The sequence below is a fragment of the Mesorhizobium sp. P3_B5 genome (assembly GCF_056402815.1).
The window spans coordinates 25953-41599 of the sequence record NZ_JBFUGR010000007.1; the positions used below are offsets into that span (position 1 = coordinate 25953).

The 15647-nt window shown below is 63.6% G+C and carries 14 protein-coding genes; 8 read left to right on the forward strand and 6 right to left on the reverse strand.

The window, feature by feature from the left end; translation table 11 throughout:
- Window positions 1–150 precede the first annotated feature (150 nt).
- On the forward strand, window positions 151–768 hold the full coding sequence (gene phaR / locus AC1DVW_RS18800) for a polyhydroxyalkanoate synthesis repressor PhaR (protein ID WP_477325013.1): 618 nt from the start codon (window positions 151–153) through the stop codon (window positions 766–768).
- A gap of 61 nt (window positions 769–829) precedes the next feature.
- On the opposite strand, the gene AC1DVW_RS18805 is transcribed toward phaR, so the two are convergent.
- Window positions 830–1969 (reverse strand): citrate synthase family protein, encoded by a 1140-nt coding sequence (locus tag AC1DVW_RS18805; RefSeq protein WP_477325015.1) that lies wholly within the window; start codon window positions 1967–1969, stop codon window positions 830–832.
- A 93-nt stretch (window positions 1970–2062) separates the two neighbouring features.
- Here AC1DVW_RS18805 and AC1DVW_RS18810 point away from each other — a divergent pair, with 93 nt between their 5' ends.
- The 6 genes from AC1DVW_RS18810 (at window position 2063) to AC1DVW_RS18835 (ending at window position 10939) form a co-directional block, all read left to right on the forward strand.
- On the forward strand, window positions 2063–3151 hold the full coding sequence (locus AC1DVW_RS18810) for a citrate synthase/methylcitrate synthase (RefSeq protein WP_477325017.1): 1089 nt from the start codon (window positions 2063–2065) through the stop codon (window positions 3149–3151).
- Window positions 3152–3360: 209 nt separating this feature from the next.
- Window positions 3361–4491: a patatin-like phospholipase family protein gene (locus AC1DVW_RS18815; protein ID WP_477325019.1), complete on the forward strand. Its 1131-nt coding sequence runs from the start codon at window positions 3361–3363 to the stop codon at window positions 4489–4491.
- A gap of 111 nt (window positions 4492–4602) precedes the next feature.
- Window positions 4603–6024, forward strand: a complete 1422-nt coding sequence (locus AC1DVW_RS18820; RefSeq protein WP_477325021.1) for a coniferyl aldehyde dehydrogenase — start codon at window positions 4603–4605, stop codon at window positions 6022–6024.
- Between the two features lie 303 nt (window positions 6025–6327).
- Window positions 6328–7461: an efflux RND transporter periplasmic adaptor subunit gene (locus tag AC1DVW_RS18825; RefSeq protein ID WP_477246197.1), complete on the forward strand. Its 1134-nt coding sequence runs from the start codon at window positions 6328–6330 to the stop codon at window positions 7459–7461.
- A gap of 36 nt (window positions 7462–7497) precedes the next feature.
- Entirely contained in the window at window positions 7498–10662 is a 3165-nt protein-coding gene (locus AC1DVW_RS18830; protein WP_477325023.1) for an efflux RND transporter permease subunit, read from the forward strand.
- A 118-nt stretch (window positions 10663–10780) separates the two neighbouring features.
- Window positions 10781–10939, forward strand: coding sequence for a DUF3309 family protein (locus AC1DVW_RS18835; protein ID WP_477325025.1), 159 nt, complete (start codon window positions 10781–10783; stop codon window positions 10937–10939).
- A gap of 72 nt (window positions 10940–11011) precedes the next feature.
- On the opposite strand, the gene AC1DVW_RS18840 is transcribed toward AC1DVW_RS18835, so the two are convergent.
- Window positions 11012–11977: an SDR family oxidoreductase gene (locus tag AC1DVW_RS18840; RefSeq protein WP_477325027.1), complete on the reverse strand. Its 966-nt coding sequence runs from the start codon at window positions 11975–11977 to the stop codon at window positions 11012–11014.
- A 49-nt stretch (window positions 11978–12026) separates the two neighbouring features.
- Window positions 12027–12230, reverse strand: a complete 204-nt coding sequence (locus AC1DVW_RS18845) for a DUF680 domain-containing protein (protein WP_477270717.1) — start codon at window positions 12228–12230, stop codon at window positions 12027–12029.
- A gap of 116 nt (window positions 12231–12346) precedes the next feature.
- Here AC1DVW_RS18845 and AC1DVW_RS18850 point away from each other — a divergent pair, with 116 nt between their 5' ends.
- Window positions 12347–13255, forward strand: coding sequence for a LysR family transcriptional regulator (locus tag AC1DVW_RS18850; protein ID WP_477325029.1), 909 nt, complete (start codon window positions 12347–12349; stop codon window positions 13253–13255).
- Here the strand turns inward: AC1DVW_RS18850 and AC1DVW_RS18855 are convergent.
- The 3 genes from AC1DVW_RS18855 to AC1DVW_RS18865 all read right to left on the reverse strand — a co-directional run bounded on the left by AC1DVW_RS18855 (window position 13219) and on the right by AC1DVW_RS18865 (window position 15612).
- Complete coding sequence (locus AC1DVW_RS18855; protein WP_477325031.1) at window positions 13219–14394, reverse strand: MFS transporter; 1176 nt, start codon at window positions 14392–14394, stop codon at window positions 13219–13221. The genes AC1DVW_RS18850 and AC1DVW_RS18855 overlap by 37 nt on opposite strands.
- Before the next feature lie 100 nt (window positions 14395–14494).
- Window positions 14495–14803, reverse strand: a complete 309-nt coding sequence (locus AC1DVW_RS18860; RefSeq protein ID WP_477325033.1) for a DUF1244 domain-containing protein — start codon at window positions 14801–14803, stop codon at window positions 14495–14497.
- Between the two features lie 11 nt (window positions 14804–14814).
- On the reverse strand, window positions 14815–15612 hold the full coding sequence (locus AC1DVW_RS18865) for an N-formylglutamate amidohydrolase (RefSeq protein WP_477325035.1): 798 nt from the start codon (window positions 15610–15612) through the stop codon (window positions 14815–14817).
- Window positions 15613–15647 lie beyond the last annotated feature (35 nt).

Here is a 15647-nt window from a genome sequence, read left to right on the forward strand (position 1 = left end):
CGCAGCATATTGTGCCTGCCATGCAGCATTAATTGATGCCGCACTGCACAAACCACTTGGAATTGTGACGCTTTTGCGCATATCCTCGAAAGAGGCGCAATCGTCACCGGCTGCTTACTCAGGCCAGCCGGGGTCCCGGGGAGGATACTGATGGCCGCGAAAGACGATCCGATCATTATCAAGAAATACGCCAACCGCCGTCTCTACAACACCGGCACCAGCACCTATGTGACGCTCGAGGACCTGGCCGACATGGTCAAGAAGGGCCAGGAGTTCACCGTCCAGGATGCCAAGACCGGCGACGACATCACCCATCCGGTGCTGACCCAGATCATCTTCGAACTGGAGAACAAGGATGGGCAGAACATGCTGCCGATCCCATTCTTGCGCCAGCTCATCGCTTTTTACGGCGACCAGATGCAGATGATCGTGCCGAGCTTCCTCGAACAGTCGATGATGGCCTTCTCCAAGGAGCAGGAGCGCTTTCGCGAGCAGATGAAGGGCGCGCTGGTCAAGTCGCCGCTCGACATGATGAAAATCGCCACGCCGATCAAGGCGCTGGAGGAACAGACGCGGCGCAACATGGAAATGTTCCAGAACGCCATGCGCCTGTTCACGCCATTCCCGCCCGTCGGCTCGAATGGCCCGGCTCCGGCTCCGGCGCCGACCGAGCCGGCCAGGAAGGAAGCGCCGGAAAAATCCGACGACCTTCAGGATCTGAAGGAACAGATCGCCGCCATGCAGCGCAAGCTCGACACCATGTCGTGAGGTCAAAAGCTCGCGGACCGAATGATTTTGCGAGTGATCGAGAATCCCGCAACCCGGAAAGCTATGGCAACTGTCCCTCGTAGCGGGCGCGTGGCCTGATCAGGCCGTTGCTGGTGACCTGTTCGACGGCGTGCGCGGTCCAGCCGATGCTGCGGCCGAGCGCGAACAGGCGGAACGGCGCATCGGGCGGCAGGCGCAGGCTGCGGGTCAACGCCGCCAGGGCGAAATCGATGTTCGGGCGCAAGCCCGTTGCGGCAAAGGCCGCGTCGCGTAGCCGTGAGAACCCACGATCGACCTTGGAGACAGCCAGCAAGGCTTCAGCCCTGGGATCGCCTTCGGGGTAAAGCGGATGGCCAAAGCCAGGCATTGGCCTGTCATGACCAAGCCAGCGCTCGACAGCCGTGTCCGGTCCCAGCCTTTGCGCATCCTCCGCGAGGATCATGACCGCCTCGCCGGCGCCGCCATGGCGCGGTCCCGAAAGCGTGGCGAGGCCGGCCAGCAGGCAAGCGGCAATCGGCGACCCGGTGGAGGCGGCGACACGCGCTGCGAAGGTCGATGCATTCAATTCATGATCGGCCAACAGGACGAGCGCCCGGCGGATCAGGGCTGCGCCTGCGGTGTCAACGGACCAGCCCCGCGCCAGTCTTATGTGGAGGGCAGCCGTTCCGGCAACCGCGCCCAACGCTTGCGCGATAACTCCGATGTCGCCAGCCGCATCCTGATGCAGCGAAGCCGGCATGCGTCCGAGCGAAGGCCGGCCCTCGGCTGCCAGCAAAGCCAGTTTGGCGAAGGCAGCCGGCCGGCCGCGTTCCTGGCCGCTGTGAGGGGCCGGCGAAGCGAACGACACAGGACCATCGGATGCCCATAGCAGCCTTGCCGTGTCCTCCAGCGAGGCCTTCTCGGAGAGCGCAACCGCATCCTGGCCGCGATAGACGAGGCGGCCGTGAACGATGGTCGATATCCCGGTGGCAATCGCCGGCTCACCCCAGGCGATGGCGCTTTCGGCGATGGCCTGGGGCGTTCGCCCGCGCGCCCGGCGGGTCGCCAGCGACGCGATGTCGTCGGCGCGATACTGGCTTCGGCGCGGATCGGCCTGGTCCGGCCGCATGCCGATGCGGCCACGGCTGACATAGGCGTAGAGTGTCTGCGGGCGCACTTTCAGGCGCTCCATCGCCTCTTCCCGGGTCAACCACTCCGACATGTTGACGCTCCGACATATTGATTCACTTGATCAAGATTGATGATTCGATCGCTCACCATTATCTCCAATACGAAATTGGTCAAGGAGACAGCCATGGCAAACGGGCTCGATGACGTGGTGGCGGCGGAGACAGTGCTTTCCGACGTCGATGGTCTTGGCGGTCGTCTCACCATCCGCGGGCATTCGCTGCCGGAACTGGCCGGCCGCTGGCGCTACGCACAGGTGGTTCGCCTGTTGCTCGACGGCTTCTTCGAGGATCTTCCGGGCGATGCGGAACTGGCGGAGAGGATCGGCGAGGCGCGCGTTAACGTCCTCGCGCGGCTTCACCCGATGCTTGCCTCGCTGGCGCCGCTCGACATCTACAGCGCCATGCGCGCCGGCATTGCGATGCTGCCGGACGGCGACACATTGATGGATGCGCTGCGGCTGATCGCGGCACCTGCGGTGCTGACGCCGGCCCTGTTGCGCGCCAAGCGTGGGGCGCCGGCGATCGCCCCCGACCCGCACGCCGATCATGCCGGCGACATGCTGAGGATGCTGACCGGCACTGCCGCGTCACCGGCGCTGGCCACGGCGCTCGACACCTATCTGGTGACCGTCTGCGATCACGGCCTCAACGCATCGACCTTCGCGACGCGCGTGGTGGCATCGACGCAGGCCGGCCTGACATCGTCGGTGCTGGCAGGGCTCGGTGCCCTCAAAGGTCCGCTGCATGGCGGGGCGCCTGGACCGGTGATCGAGATGCTGGATGCGATCGATGCGCATGGCGATGCCGCCGGCTGGCTGCGCGACGAGGTCGCGCATGGCGAACGCATCATGGGCTTCGGTCACCGCATCTACCGGGTGCGCGATCCGCGCGCCGACGTGCTGAAAGCGGTGGTGCGGCAACTCGGCGGCCAGGGCGAAACCGGTCGCCGGTTGGCCTTCGCCGAAAAAGTGGAGCAGGCCGCGCTCGACGTGCTCCGGGTCGCCAAGCCGACGCGCTCGCTGCAGACCAATGTCGAGTTCTACACCGCGCTGCTGCTGGAGGCGGCGGGCTTTCCGAAAGAGGCGTTCAGCAATGTCTTTGCCGCCGGGCGGATGGCCGGCTGGATCGCGCACGCGCGTGAGCAACAGGCGACCGGACGGTTGATCCGGCCGCAGTCGCGCTATGTCGGCCCGGTGCCGGATTTGGTGGCCTGAGCTTCCCAGCGTTCGAAGCCAGCTCTCCGCTTCGAAGTGGAGAGGCTTTTTCTTCATGACCGAAATTTCATGTGATCACGCGACCGTGTTCGTGTTCTTGCCTTGGTCAGGACTTATATGCTGCACTGCAACATAAGTCCGCTGCAGCCCAACCGCCCGATTCCCGGGCGCGATGAGGCGACCGCAGCATCCAGACAGACAGGAACGCCATGACGAAGAACGGCAAGGCGGAGGAAACCAAGAAGATCAACATTGCGCTGCAGGGCGGAGGCTCGCACGGCGCTTTTTCCTGGGGCGTGCTCGACCGGCTGCTGGAGGATGGCAGGCTCGACATTTCAGCGGTTTCCGGCACCAGCGCCGGCGCCATGAATGCGGTGGCGCTGGCCGACGGCTTTGTGCGCGGCGGAGTCGACGGCGCGCGGCAAAAGCTCGACGATTTCTGGCGCGCGGTGGCGGCCAAGGGCCGCTTCAGCCCGGTGCAGCGCATGCCGTGGGATGTCGCCTGGGGCAATTGGTCGATCGAGAACACGCCCGGCTATTTCTTCTTCGACACCATGTCGCGGGTGTTTTCGCCCTATGTCGCCAATCCGCTCGGCCTCAACCCGCTGCGCGACGTAGTCGAACAGGAGATCGATTTCGGCAATGTGCGTGCCTGCAAATCGATGGAGCTGTTCATCTCGGCCACCAATGTCGAGACCGGGCAGCTGCGCGTCTTCTCGGACGGCGAGATCGACCTCGACACGGTGATGGCCTCGGCCTGCCTGCCGCAACTGTTCCAGGCCGTCGAGATCAAGGGCGTGCCCTATTGGGATGGCGGCTATGGCGGCAATCCGGCGCTTTATCCGTTCTTCAAGACGGCGGCGACCGAGGATGTGCTTCTGGTGCAGATCAATCCGGTGGTGCGCGAAGGGACGCCGAAGAGCGCCAACGAAATCCAGAACCGCATCGACGAGATCACCTTCAATGCCGGGCTGCTGCGCGAATTCCGTTCGATCGCCTTCGTCAAGGAACTGATCGCCGCCGGCCGCCTGCCGCATGGCGAATACCGCGACATCCGCATGCACCGCATCGATGCCGACGAGGCGTTCAAGGACCTGTCGGCATCGTCAAAGGTCAATGCCGAATGGGCCTTCCTGGCCTATCTGCGCGACCTCGGCCGCACCGCAGCCAGCGACTGGCTGGAGGAGAATTACGACGCCGTCGGCAAGCGGCCGACGCTCGATCTCTCCGGCGAACTCGATGACGGTTTCAAGCCGGTGCGTGGTCCCGCACCTGGCCGGCGGGTCAAGGAATTTCTGGCGGCGCGCAAAAGGCCTGAGCAGGTACGCCGTCAGGCATAGATCAGTCCGTCAGGACCGGTGTGGCGCAGTGCTTCCCCAGGGGAACCGGGGAAGTGCTGGATTCGGCCCATGGCGCGTTGTAGCTTACCTAGACGTAAACGGGAGGTTGCGATGTTGCAGACCAGACAGGATGCCCTCGGCGCATTGTTCGAGCTGCAGTGCAGGGCATTCGAGAAAGAGCCCTTTCCAGGCTTCGACGTCCGCAAGGATCGCCTCAAGCGCCTGCTGGCGCTCACCGAGCAGCATGAGGCCCAAATATGCTCCGCCATCGACGCCGATTTTGGCGGCCGGTCGGCCGAGGAGACGCGGCTGGCGGAATTGTTCGTCGTCCGCGCCGGGATACGGCATGCACTGGCGCATTTGCGCGGATGGATGCGGGAGCGCCGCGTTGCCACCAGCCTGCCGTTTCTGCCGGGACGCAACCGCCTTCTTCCGCAGCCGGTCGGTGTCGTCGGCATCGTGTCGCCCTGGAACTATCCTTTCCAGCTCGCCATCGCGCCGGCCACTGCCGCGTTGGCCGCGGGAAATCGCGTTCTGCTCAAACCGTCCGAACTGACGCCGCAATTCTCCGCGCTGCTCGATCGACTGGTCGGCAAGCATTTTGCGCCCGACGAGATGAGCGTCGTCATCGGTGATGCCGACGTCGGAAAGACATTCGTATCGATGCCGTTCGATCATTTGCTGTTCACCGGCTCGACCGCAATCGGCCGTCAGGTCGCGCTGGCGGCGGCGGCCAATCTGACGCCGGTCACGCTCGAACTCGGCGGCAAGTCGCCGGCCATCTTCGACGCGTCCTGCGATCTCGATGCGGCGGTGGCCAGTGTCGCCTATGGCAAGCTTCTGAACGCCGGACAGACCTGCATCGCGCCCGACTATCTGCTCGTCCCGCAAGGGCAGAGCGAGGCGATCGCCGCAAAACTTGCCGCGGCCATGAAGCGGCTCTACCCGAGCCTGCGCGACAACCCCGACTATACCTCAATCATCAGCGAACGGCATCGTCAGCGCCTTGGCGATATGATCGCCGAGGCCCGCGAGAGCGGCGCCGAAATCATCGAGATCAACCCGGCCGGCGAAGACCTCGGCGCCACCAACCGCAAGATGACGCCGACCCTGGTCAGGAACGCAGGCGAAAATCTGCGGCTGATGCGCGAAGAGATTTTTGGGCCGGTGCTGCCGATCATCGAATACGGCACGATCGACGACGCCATCGATCACGTGAACCGGGTGGAGCGGCCGCTTGCGCTGTATTGGTTCGGGCGCGATCACGGCAACCGCCAGCGGATCCTGCGCGAAACCATCGCCGGCGGTGTCACGATCAACGATTGCATGCTGCATCTGGTGCAGGAAAGACAGCCCTTCGGCGGTGTTGGCGCCAGTGGCATGGGCGCCTACCACGGCGAATGGGGCTTTCGCACCTTCAGCAAGGAGAAGCCGGTTTTCCTGCAGTCCAAGCTGAGTGCTGGTGGCTTGTTGCGTCCACCCTATGGCAAGACATTCGAGAGGCTTTTCCGTCTGTTGAGGCTGATTACCTGACGGATTCGCCCCTGGTTACTTCACATAGTTGAGAGGTTGCACATTATCCTGACGCCTACTGCCACGAGCATGAAGACCAGAGAAAGCGGGCTGGCAGGCGGCCAGAAGCCTGGGAATGGCGGGTGCGCCTGCCCGGTGGCACCATAACCCATCAACTTTTCTGACTATTTTGCGGTGCAACTTTGATGTAGAAGCGCGCTTCGCCGTTCACGGCAAATTGAACACGGCCTTGCGCGCACCCATATCGGCAGCGCGCCCGAGTAGAAGACGCGGCCTGGCCATGCCCCGCACAGTGGAAAAACGATGATGAAGATCAGGTTTCACAAGCTTGCAGCCGTTGTCGTGCTTGTTGGCTTCGCGGCGTGGGTTGGGACGGGCGTGTTCTCGTCCGTCGGCAGCGCCTCCGTCGACAACAAGCCCAAGGCAGCGGAAGTCGAACAGCCAAAGCCGCCGGTTCGCACCGTCGCCGTGGTGACGCCGCCGCGCGCCACCTATGCCCGCGCCATCCGCATTTCGGGATTGACCGAAGCCGACAAGCGCGCCGTGCTGGCGACGCGGGTGGCTGGCGTCATTGCCGAGTTGCCGGTCAAGCAGGGCCAGCACGTCAAGGCCGGAGATCTGGTGCTGATGCTGGCTGCCGAGGAGAAGATCTCGGCTGTCGACAATGCCAAGCAGCTTCTGGTGCAGCGCCAGGCCGAGCTCGAAGCCGCCCTGCGGCTGATGAAAACCGGCAATCTGCCCAAGCTGCAGCTCGATACCGCCCGCTCCAATTTGACGTTGGCGCAATCACAGCTGGAAGCCATGCAAGCCGAGCTTGACCGCAACGAGGTGAAGGCGCCCTTCGACGGCATCATCGACCGCGTGCCGGTGGAGCTTGGCAGCGCCGTCATGCAGGGCGGCGAGGTCGCCACCATTCTCAGCCTCGATCCCATTGTCGCCCGGGGCGAGGTCAGCGAAAGCGATCTCGGATATTTGAAGATTGGCGATAAGGCGAATGTGCGACTGGTCAGTGGCCAGATTGTCGACGGCACGGTGCGCTATATCAGCCGCGATGCGTCGTCGGCCACCCGCACCTTCCGTATCGAGGTCGCCATCCCCAATGCCGACGGCGCTCTGCCGGCGGGCATGACGGCGGAAATTTCGCTCAGCGCGCAGCCGACCGATGCGGTCATGCTGCCGCGTTCGGTGGTAACGCTCGGCGACAAGGGCGATCTCGGCATCCGCGCCGTCGACAAGAACAACAAGGTCGTCTTTTACCCGATCGATCTTGTCGACGATTCGCCAAAGGGCTTGGTGCTCGGCGGCATTCCCAAGGATGCCCGCATCATTGTGCAAGGACAGGACCTGGTGACCGAAGGCGATACAGTCAACGCCGTCGAAGCCGATCCGGCGATGATCAAGAAGCTGATCGGCGAAGCCACCGGCGCGACCCAGTAAGCGGCGCAACACAACAGGCAACGGGAAACTTTGCGAATGGGTATCGTTGGTTTTGCGATCCGCAATGCGCGGCTCACGCTGTCCTTCATGATCTTCTTCATCGTGGCCGGCGCGCTGTCCTATATGTCCATCCCGAAGGAAGCAGAGCCGGACGTCCAGATTCCGATCATCTATGTCAGCCTGAGCCTGCAGGGAATCTCGCCCGAGGATTCGGAGCGGTTGCTGCTGCGTCCGGTCGAGACGCGCATGAAGAGCCTTTCCAACGTCAAGGAAATGCGCTCGGCCGCCTTCCAGGGCGGTGGCTACGTGCTGGTCGAATTCAACCCCGGCGCCAATCTGTCGACGGCGCTGGAGGATGTCCGCGCCAAGGTTTCGGACGCCAAGCGCGACCTGCCGCAATCGGCCGACGAGCCCACCATCAACGAGGTCAACCTTTCGGAGTTCCCGGTTCTGGTTGTGACTTTGGCGGGCAACGTCCCGGAAAGGGCGCTGACGGCGGCGGCGCGCGACCTGCGTGACCGCATCGAAGAGGTTCCGGGCGTGCTCGAAGCCGATCTCGAAGGCGCGCGCGACGATCTCGTCGAGGTCATCGTCGATCCTGTGAAGCTGTCGTCCTATGGACTGCAGCTCGACCAGCTCATCGCCGGTGTCGGCGCCTCCAACAGCCTGGTCGCGGCCGGCAACATCGAGGGCGCCGAAGGAAAATATGCGGTCAAGGTGCCGTCTCTGATCGAGACGCCGGAAGATGTCGCCAACCTGCCGGTGATCGCCGGCCCGAATGCCGTGGTACGCGCCCGCGACATCGCCACCATCCGCTCGACCTACAAGGATGCCGAGACGATCACCCGGCTCAACGGCAAGCCGGCCATCGCCATCGAAGTCAAGAAGCGCATCGGCGCCAACCTCGTCGAAACCGTCGACGCGGTGAAGGCGATCGCCGACGAGTATGCCAAGAAGCTGCCCGAAGGCAGCATCGTTTCCTACAGCCAGGACAAGTCAACATCGATCCGGCAGCTGCTCGGCGACCTGCAGAACCATGTGATGATCGCCGTCATCCTGGTGTTCATCGTCATTCTCTATGCACTGTCCGGCCGTGCCTCGCTGTTGATCGGGCTGGCGATCCCGTCATCGTTCCTGCTCGGCATATTGATGCTGTCGCTGCTCGGCTTCACGGTGAACATCGTCGTGCTGTTCAGCTTGATCCTGGCCGTCGGCATGCTGGTCGACGACGCCATCATCGTCACCGAATTCGCCGAACGGCGAATGACCGAGGGCATGGACAAGAAGGAGGCCTATGCGCTGGCCGCCAACCGCATGGCCGGACCGGTCATCGCCGCGACCATGACGCGCATTGCCGCCTTCTCGCCACTGCTGTTCTGGCCGGGCATCGTCGGCGAGTTCATGAAATACATGCCGATCACGCTGATCGTGACGCTCGGCGCCTCGATGCTCTACGCGCTGGTCTTTACACCGACGCTGGGCGCCATCTTCGGCAAGGCGCACAAGGAGCCGGAACACAAGGACGGCCTGTATATGGGCACTGTCAAGCTTGCCGTGCGCCATCCGATCATAACGCTGCTGCTGACGGTCGCGCTGCTGGTCGGCTCGGTCTACACCTATGTCCAGAAGGGCAATGGCGTCGAATTCTTTCCCAACGTCGAGCCGGACTACGGCCTGCTCTATGTTCATGCGCGCGGCAACCTCTCGCTGGACGAGATGGACGCGGCCGTCGGCCAGGCGGAAAAGCGCATCCTCGGCTGGCCGGGCATCAAGTCCGTCTACACACGCGCCGGCAAGGCGCAGGGATCGGCCAACAACGACGTCGCCGAGGATGTCATCGGCGTCATCCAGTACGAATTCGTCGACTGGCGCCAGCGCAAGCCCGCCAATGACGTGCTTTCCGACCTGCGCGTCGCCATGGCCGGCATTCCCGGCGTCGACGTCGAAGTCAGGGTGCCGGATGCCGGTCCGCCGACCGGCAAGCCGATCCAGGTCCGCCTGTCGGCGACCGACCCTGCCGGCTTGAACGACAAGGCCCGCGAAGTGGCCAAAATGCTGAAGACGGTGCCCGGTGTCATAGACATTTCGGATGGGCTGCCGCCGCCCGGCATCGACTGGGCGCTGAAGGTGGACCGCGCCAAGGCCGCACAATACGGCATCAGCCCGGCCTCGGTCGGCACGGTCGTGCAACTGGTGACAACCGGGCTGAAGCTGTCGGAGTATCGTCCGGCAGGGGCCGACGATGCCGTCGACATCAGACTGCGCCTGCCCGAGGATCGCCGCACGCTGGCGACGCTGGACCAATTGCGGGTGCAAACGGCGCAAGGGTCGGTGCCGATCTCCAATTTCGTCAGCCGCGAACCCGAACTGACGACCGGCATCCTCAACCGCATCGATGCGCAGCGAACGGTCATCGTTCAGGCGAATCTGGCGACCGGCACCCAGCCGGCGGAGGCACAGGCCGAGGTCAAGAAGAAGATGGCCGAGATGGAGCTTCCGGGCATACGCTGGAAGCTCGCCGGCCAGGACGAGGAGTCGGCAAAAGCCTCAGCCTTCCTTGGCAAGGCCTTCGGCGCCGCGATCTTCATGATCTGCATCGTGCTGCTCATGCAGTTCAACAAGTTCACCAGCGTGCTGATGGTGCTGTCCTGCGTGGTCATGTCGACGATCGGCGTGCTGCTCGGGCTGCTGATCACCGGCCAGCCGTTCGGGATCGTCATGTCGGGCATCGGCGTCATCGCCTTGGCCGGCGTGGTGGTGAACAACAACATCGTGCTGATCGACACTTATGACCGGCTGCGCCAAGAAGGCTGGGACAAGATGGACGCCGTGCTGCAGACCTGCCGCGAGCGTGCGCGGCCGGTGGTGCTGACCGCCATGTCGGCCATCCTCGGCGTGCTGCCGATCGCCTTCGGCCTCGGCCTCGAAATCTTCCACCACGAGACAACGATCAACGCCCCGTCGACCCAGTGGTGGATTTCGCTGTCGTCGGCGATCGTCTTCGGCTTGTCCTTCGCCACCATCCTGACGCTGGTGGTGACACCAGCAATGCTGATGGTGTTCACACGCAGCAAGGACAGCCGCTTCTATGCGTTCTTCCGCCGGTTGTTCCGGCGCGACAAGAAGCCCGATACGGTCGCAGGGCCAAGACCAGGTCCGCTTGACGAACCGGCAATCGCCTTCCCGAAGGCCGCCGAATAGCTGCATTCGATCAGCCAGACAAAAAAGGCCGTCCGGAACAACCGGGCGGCCTTTTGCATTGTCCCCAGGAGCAACGCAAAGCGTTGTCTCCGAGCAGCACGCAAAGCGGGAGCTTCCGATGCCGATCAGCACCATCCTCATCATCGTCCTTGTTCTCGTCCTGATCGGCGCCGTGCCGAGCTGGCCGCACTCGCGATCCTGGGGCTACGGCCCCTCCGGCATCGTCGGCGTCGTCCTGGTGGTGCTTTTGATACTGCTGCTGATGGGCAGGATCTGAGCCCGGACCAACGCAACGACAAGGCCACGCAAGCCGTTGGGGCTTGCATGGCCTTGTTCATCAGACGATCCGTCAGGCGGTCTTGCGTCTGTCTGCCTTGTCGACGGTCGCAATGCCGATGTCGTTCAGGGCCTGCGAGACGGCTTCGTCCAGCGGGGTGTGCGGGATTTCGCCGATGATGTCTTCCAGCCGGTCGGATACCAGCCGGTGCGGTTCGAAGCGCAGATACGACATCGAGACGATTTCGTGCCACATGGCCACGAAGGGGCTGCCGGCGCGCAGCACCCACCAGGGCATGAAAGTCAGTTTCAGCGAACGGCCCAGCGCCTTCTCGGCGGCGGCCTTGATATCGAGATCGGTGACGGCGTGGCCGGGGAAGTTGAGCGCCTCGTAGACGCCAAGCTTGTCGAGATTGCGCGCCAGCCCGACGAAACCCACGGCGAAGTCCGGCAGATAGGCCCATTCATGTACGAGGTTGGCTGGACCGGGCGCCGTATAGAGGCCCTTGTTCATCTTGGCGGCGACGACCAGATCGAACCACGATCCGCTGCCGGTGCCGCCGAAGAAATCGCCGGCGCGCAGAATGATGGTGCGCACCCGGCCGCCATCGGCCTCGCGGCGAAACAGCGCCTCCATGGCGCAGCGGATGCGGCCCTTCTCGGTCGTCGGGTGGAACGGCGTGTCCTCGGTCACCACCTGAGGCAGCGGCGAGCCATAGTTGTAGACGGTGCCGGGGAAGAGGTGCAGCGCGCCATTCGCATGACAGGCGGCCATGACGTTTTCGGCCATCGGCAGGCATTTGCCCCAGTCGGTGTAGATCGGATTGAGGCCGTTGAAGATGATGTCGACACCTTGCGTGGCGCGGATCAGCGCCTCACGGTCGAGCGCATCGCCGGCGACGGCGGTGGCGCCCTCGAGTTCGGCTGGCACCTTACCGCTGCGGGTAATAGTGCGGACGTCGAAGCCGGCATCGATGAAGGCTTTGGCGACAACGCGGCCGAGCCGGCCATTGGCACCCAGAATTGCGATCTTGGTCATTGCAAGTACTCCTGATCTGGAATTTTCGTGGACGGCTCGGCAGGCGCGATCAGCGGTTGCCGAAGAGGTCGCCGTTGCTGCTCTGGGCGACCGGCTCGCGGACGTCCGACGTCTCGATCGACGTGGTGACCGTGTTGTCGGTGCTGGCGACCGCCGGCTGGCTGGCACCGTTCGAGCCGAACTTGTCGCTACCGGCAAAAGCGGCATTGGCAGCGATGAGGATGGCGGCGGCGGTGAGAGCGATCTTGGTCATTTCATGTATCTCCTGGTTGGTGTTTGCAGTCCGTTCTGGTGTCTGCATCCGGAATATGATCGCCTCGAATGCGAATGGAAATTGACTGCGAATGGCGTTTTGATATTCATAAATGAATGAGCGACATCGACTGGAACCTGATCAAGAGCTTCGTCACCGTGGCGGAAACCGGTAGCCTGTCGGCTGCCGCGCGAAAGCTGGCGGCTAGCCAGCCGACGCTCGGCCGTCACGTCGGTGAGCTCGAACAGGCGCTGGGCGTCACGCTGTTCCGGCGCGGGCGCCGCGGCTATGCGCTGACGGAAGCGGGCAGCACGCTGTTCGAGCGCGGGAAGGCGGTGAGCGAGCAGGCGAGCGCCTTTTCACTGTTGGCGCTGGGTTCGGTCGAGGCGATCGAGGGCACGGTGCGCATTGCCGCCAGCGAGGTGGTGGCGGCCTATGTGCTACCGGAGATGACGGCACGGTTGGGCGTCGAGGAGCCCGGCATCGAGGTCGAGATCGTCGCGTCGAACCAGGTCGAGAACCTGTTGCGACGCGATGCCGATATCGCCATCCGCATGGTCAAGCCGGCGCAAAACGAGCTGGTAGCGCGCAAAGTCAGCGACATTGCGCTGTGCGCCTGTGCGGCGAAATCCTATCTCGACCGGGTTGGTTGTCCGCTCAAGCCGGCCGACCTTGTCAGCCACGCTTTGATCGGCTTCGACCGCAGCGACGAGATTATCAGAGGCTTTGCCGAATTCGGCGTCTCGCTCAGCCGCAGCGCCTTCCGCTTCAGGGCCGACAACCAGATCGTGCTGTGGGAAGCGGTGCGGGCCGGGAACGGCATCGGTTTCGGCCAGGAGCCGCTCATCGACCGCGATCCGCTGATGGAGAAGGTGCTGCCAGGCCTCAAGCTGCCAACGCTGCCGGTTTGGCTGGCCATGCACCGCGATGTGCGCACCAGCGTACGCATCCGCCGCGTCGCGGATTTCCTCTACGAGGAACTGAAGCGCTATTCGGCCGGAGCCGGAGCGAACTCGGCGCGGTGAGCCAGTCCGGCCATCAGCAGGACGATCACCAGCAGCCCCGACAAAGCAACGAAGATCGGACCGAAGCTTGAGTGCTCGGCAACGAAGCCGATCGCCGACGGCGCCACCAGAATGCCGGAATAGCCCATGGTGGTGACGACGCTCATGCCGGTGCCCGAAGACATGCCTTCCTGATTGCCGCCGGCGGAAAAGATGATCGGCACCATGTTGGCGATGCCGAAGCCGCAAAAGGCAAAAGCCGCGATGGCGAGCCAGGGCGACGGCGCCAGACCAGCGACCAGCATGCCGGCGGCGGCGACAAGCGCCGAGACGCGGAGCGTCATCACCGCGCCGAAGCGGTTGCGCACGCCGTCGCCGAGGAAGCGCATGAGCGCCATGACGCCAGAAAAGGCGGCGTAGGCGAGGCCGGCAACGGCCAGGTCGGCACCGAGTTCCTGGCGAAGATACAACGCCGCCCAGTCGAGCACCGCACCCTCGGAGATCATCGTTAGCAGCGCCATCAGCCCGACCAGATAGACCAGCGGATTTGCCGGCAGCGTGAATTTATGATGCTCGGCAACCTCGGGCTTATCTTCGACGATCAGATGGCGGACCGCTACCGCGAGCACGGCAAAGGCAATCGCCGTCACCACAACTGCGTGGGCCAGATGCCCGTAGTTCTGGATGGCGAAGCCGCCAAGCGCCCCGCCGGCAAAACCGCCGAGGCTCCAGAAGCCGTGCGAGGACGACATGATCGCGCGGGAAAGCCTTCTTTCCACAACCACCGCATTGGAATTCATGGCGACATCCATGCCGCCGATCAGGCCGCCGAAGATGAACATGGCGATGGCCGCCAGCGGCACATTGGGCGCCAGCGCGACGACCAGCAGGCCGAAGCTGCCGCACAGACCGAACCAACGCAGCACGGTGCGCGAACCATGCCTGGAGATCAGATGGCCGCACCAGGTCATGGCCGCGACAGCGCCGGCGCCAAACAAAAGGATCAGCAGGCCGAGCGTGAATTTGGAGATGTCGAGCCGGGTCAGGAAAACCGGGATCTGCGGCGCCCAGCTGCCGGTCAAAAAACCATTGGCGAGGAAGATGCTTGCGACGGCCCATCGCCCGCGAATGGCGCTCTGCATGACGTTTTGCGCATCCATAAGGTCGAATCCGCTGCGGAATTGGCTTTGCGCGGCAAATTAGATCGATTCAACTTTCAGTCAAGCGCTGGTTGCCGAAAGCGCTTAGGCCAAGCTGGGGTCAGTGATCCTTGGGCCGCCGCGCCTCGAATTCGGCCTTCTTGGCGTCGGAGGCGTCAAGCTGGTTGAGCGCCTGCCATTCGGCATAGGGCATGCCGTAGACGATTTCCCGCGATTGATCCTTGCTGAGATCGACGCCCTCGGCCCCCGCTGCATCGCGATACCAGTTGGACAGGCAGTTGCGGCAGAAGCCAGCGAGGTTCATCAAATCGATGTTCTGCACGTCGCTGCGCTCGCGCAGATGCGCCAGCAGCCGGCGGAAGGCGGCGGCTTCGAAATCGCGTTGCTGCTCGTCGCTGAGTTCGGTCATCATAAACCTCCTTACAGCGGCCCGGTGCGCGAGCCGAAGATTTTCACCTGGTGTATATCGGGACGACGATCGATCGCGTCAACGATCGGCGCCAGACGTTCGGCCCAGGCGAGCGCACCCTTCTGGTCCGATATCAGGTCCTGGCGGATCTCGATCAGCACATGGGCAAAGCCGTTGACGATGGCATGCTTGAACATGGTGTCGCCGCGCAAGGCGCCGTCATAGGGTTCGTTGTCGCCGACGATGAGGGTTTTGTCCTCGGCCAGCATGTCGATCAGCGGCCGCGCCACACGGTCATCGAGGTCCCACAATATGCCGACGTGCCAGGGTCGTTCGATGCTCTGCATGACCGGCGTGAAGGAATGCACCGAGAAGATGAAAGGCGCCTTCGCAGAGGCCTGCGCTACCGAGGCGATCATGGCGCCGACCGCGTCATGGTAGGGCCGGTAGAAGCGGTCCAGCCGCCGTTCCCGCTCTTCGGCAGCGATGGGATAGTTCCCCGGCACCACGGTGCCGTCATAGAGCTGCCGAATCAGCGTCGGGTCGTCCTCGCCGCGATTGGGGTCGATCAGCAGTCGGGAAAAATTGGCGATCAGCGCCGGCACGCCGAGCAGTGCCGCCAGTTCACGCGTCACCGTTTCAACGCCGATGTCGTAGGCGATGTGGCGCTCGAACTCCGCCGAGGGCAGGCCGAGGCTGCCATACTCCTCGGGCAGGTCGCGACGGGCATGATCGGCAAGAAGCACGATGCCGCGCTTGCGGTCGCCTTCGACGATATCGAAAGGCGCGAAAACTGTGGATCGGGTCATTGGCTGAAAATGGTCTGTTCGCTGGCTTCCGGGGA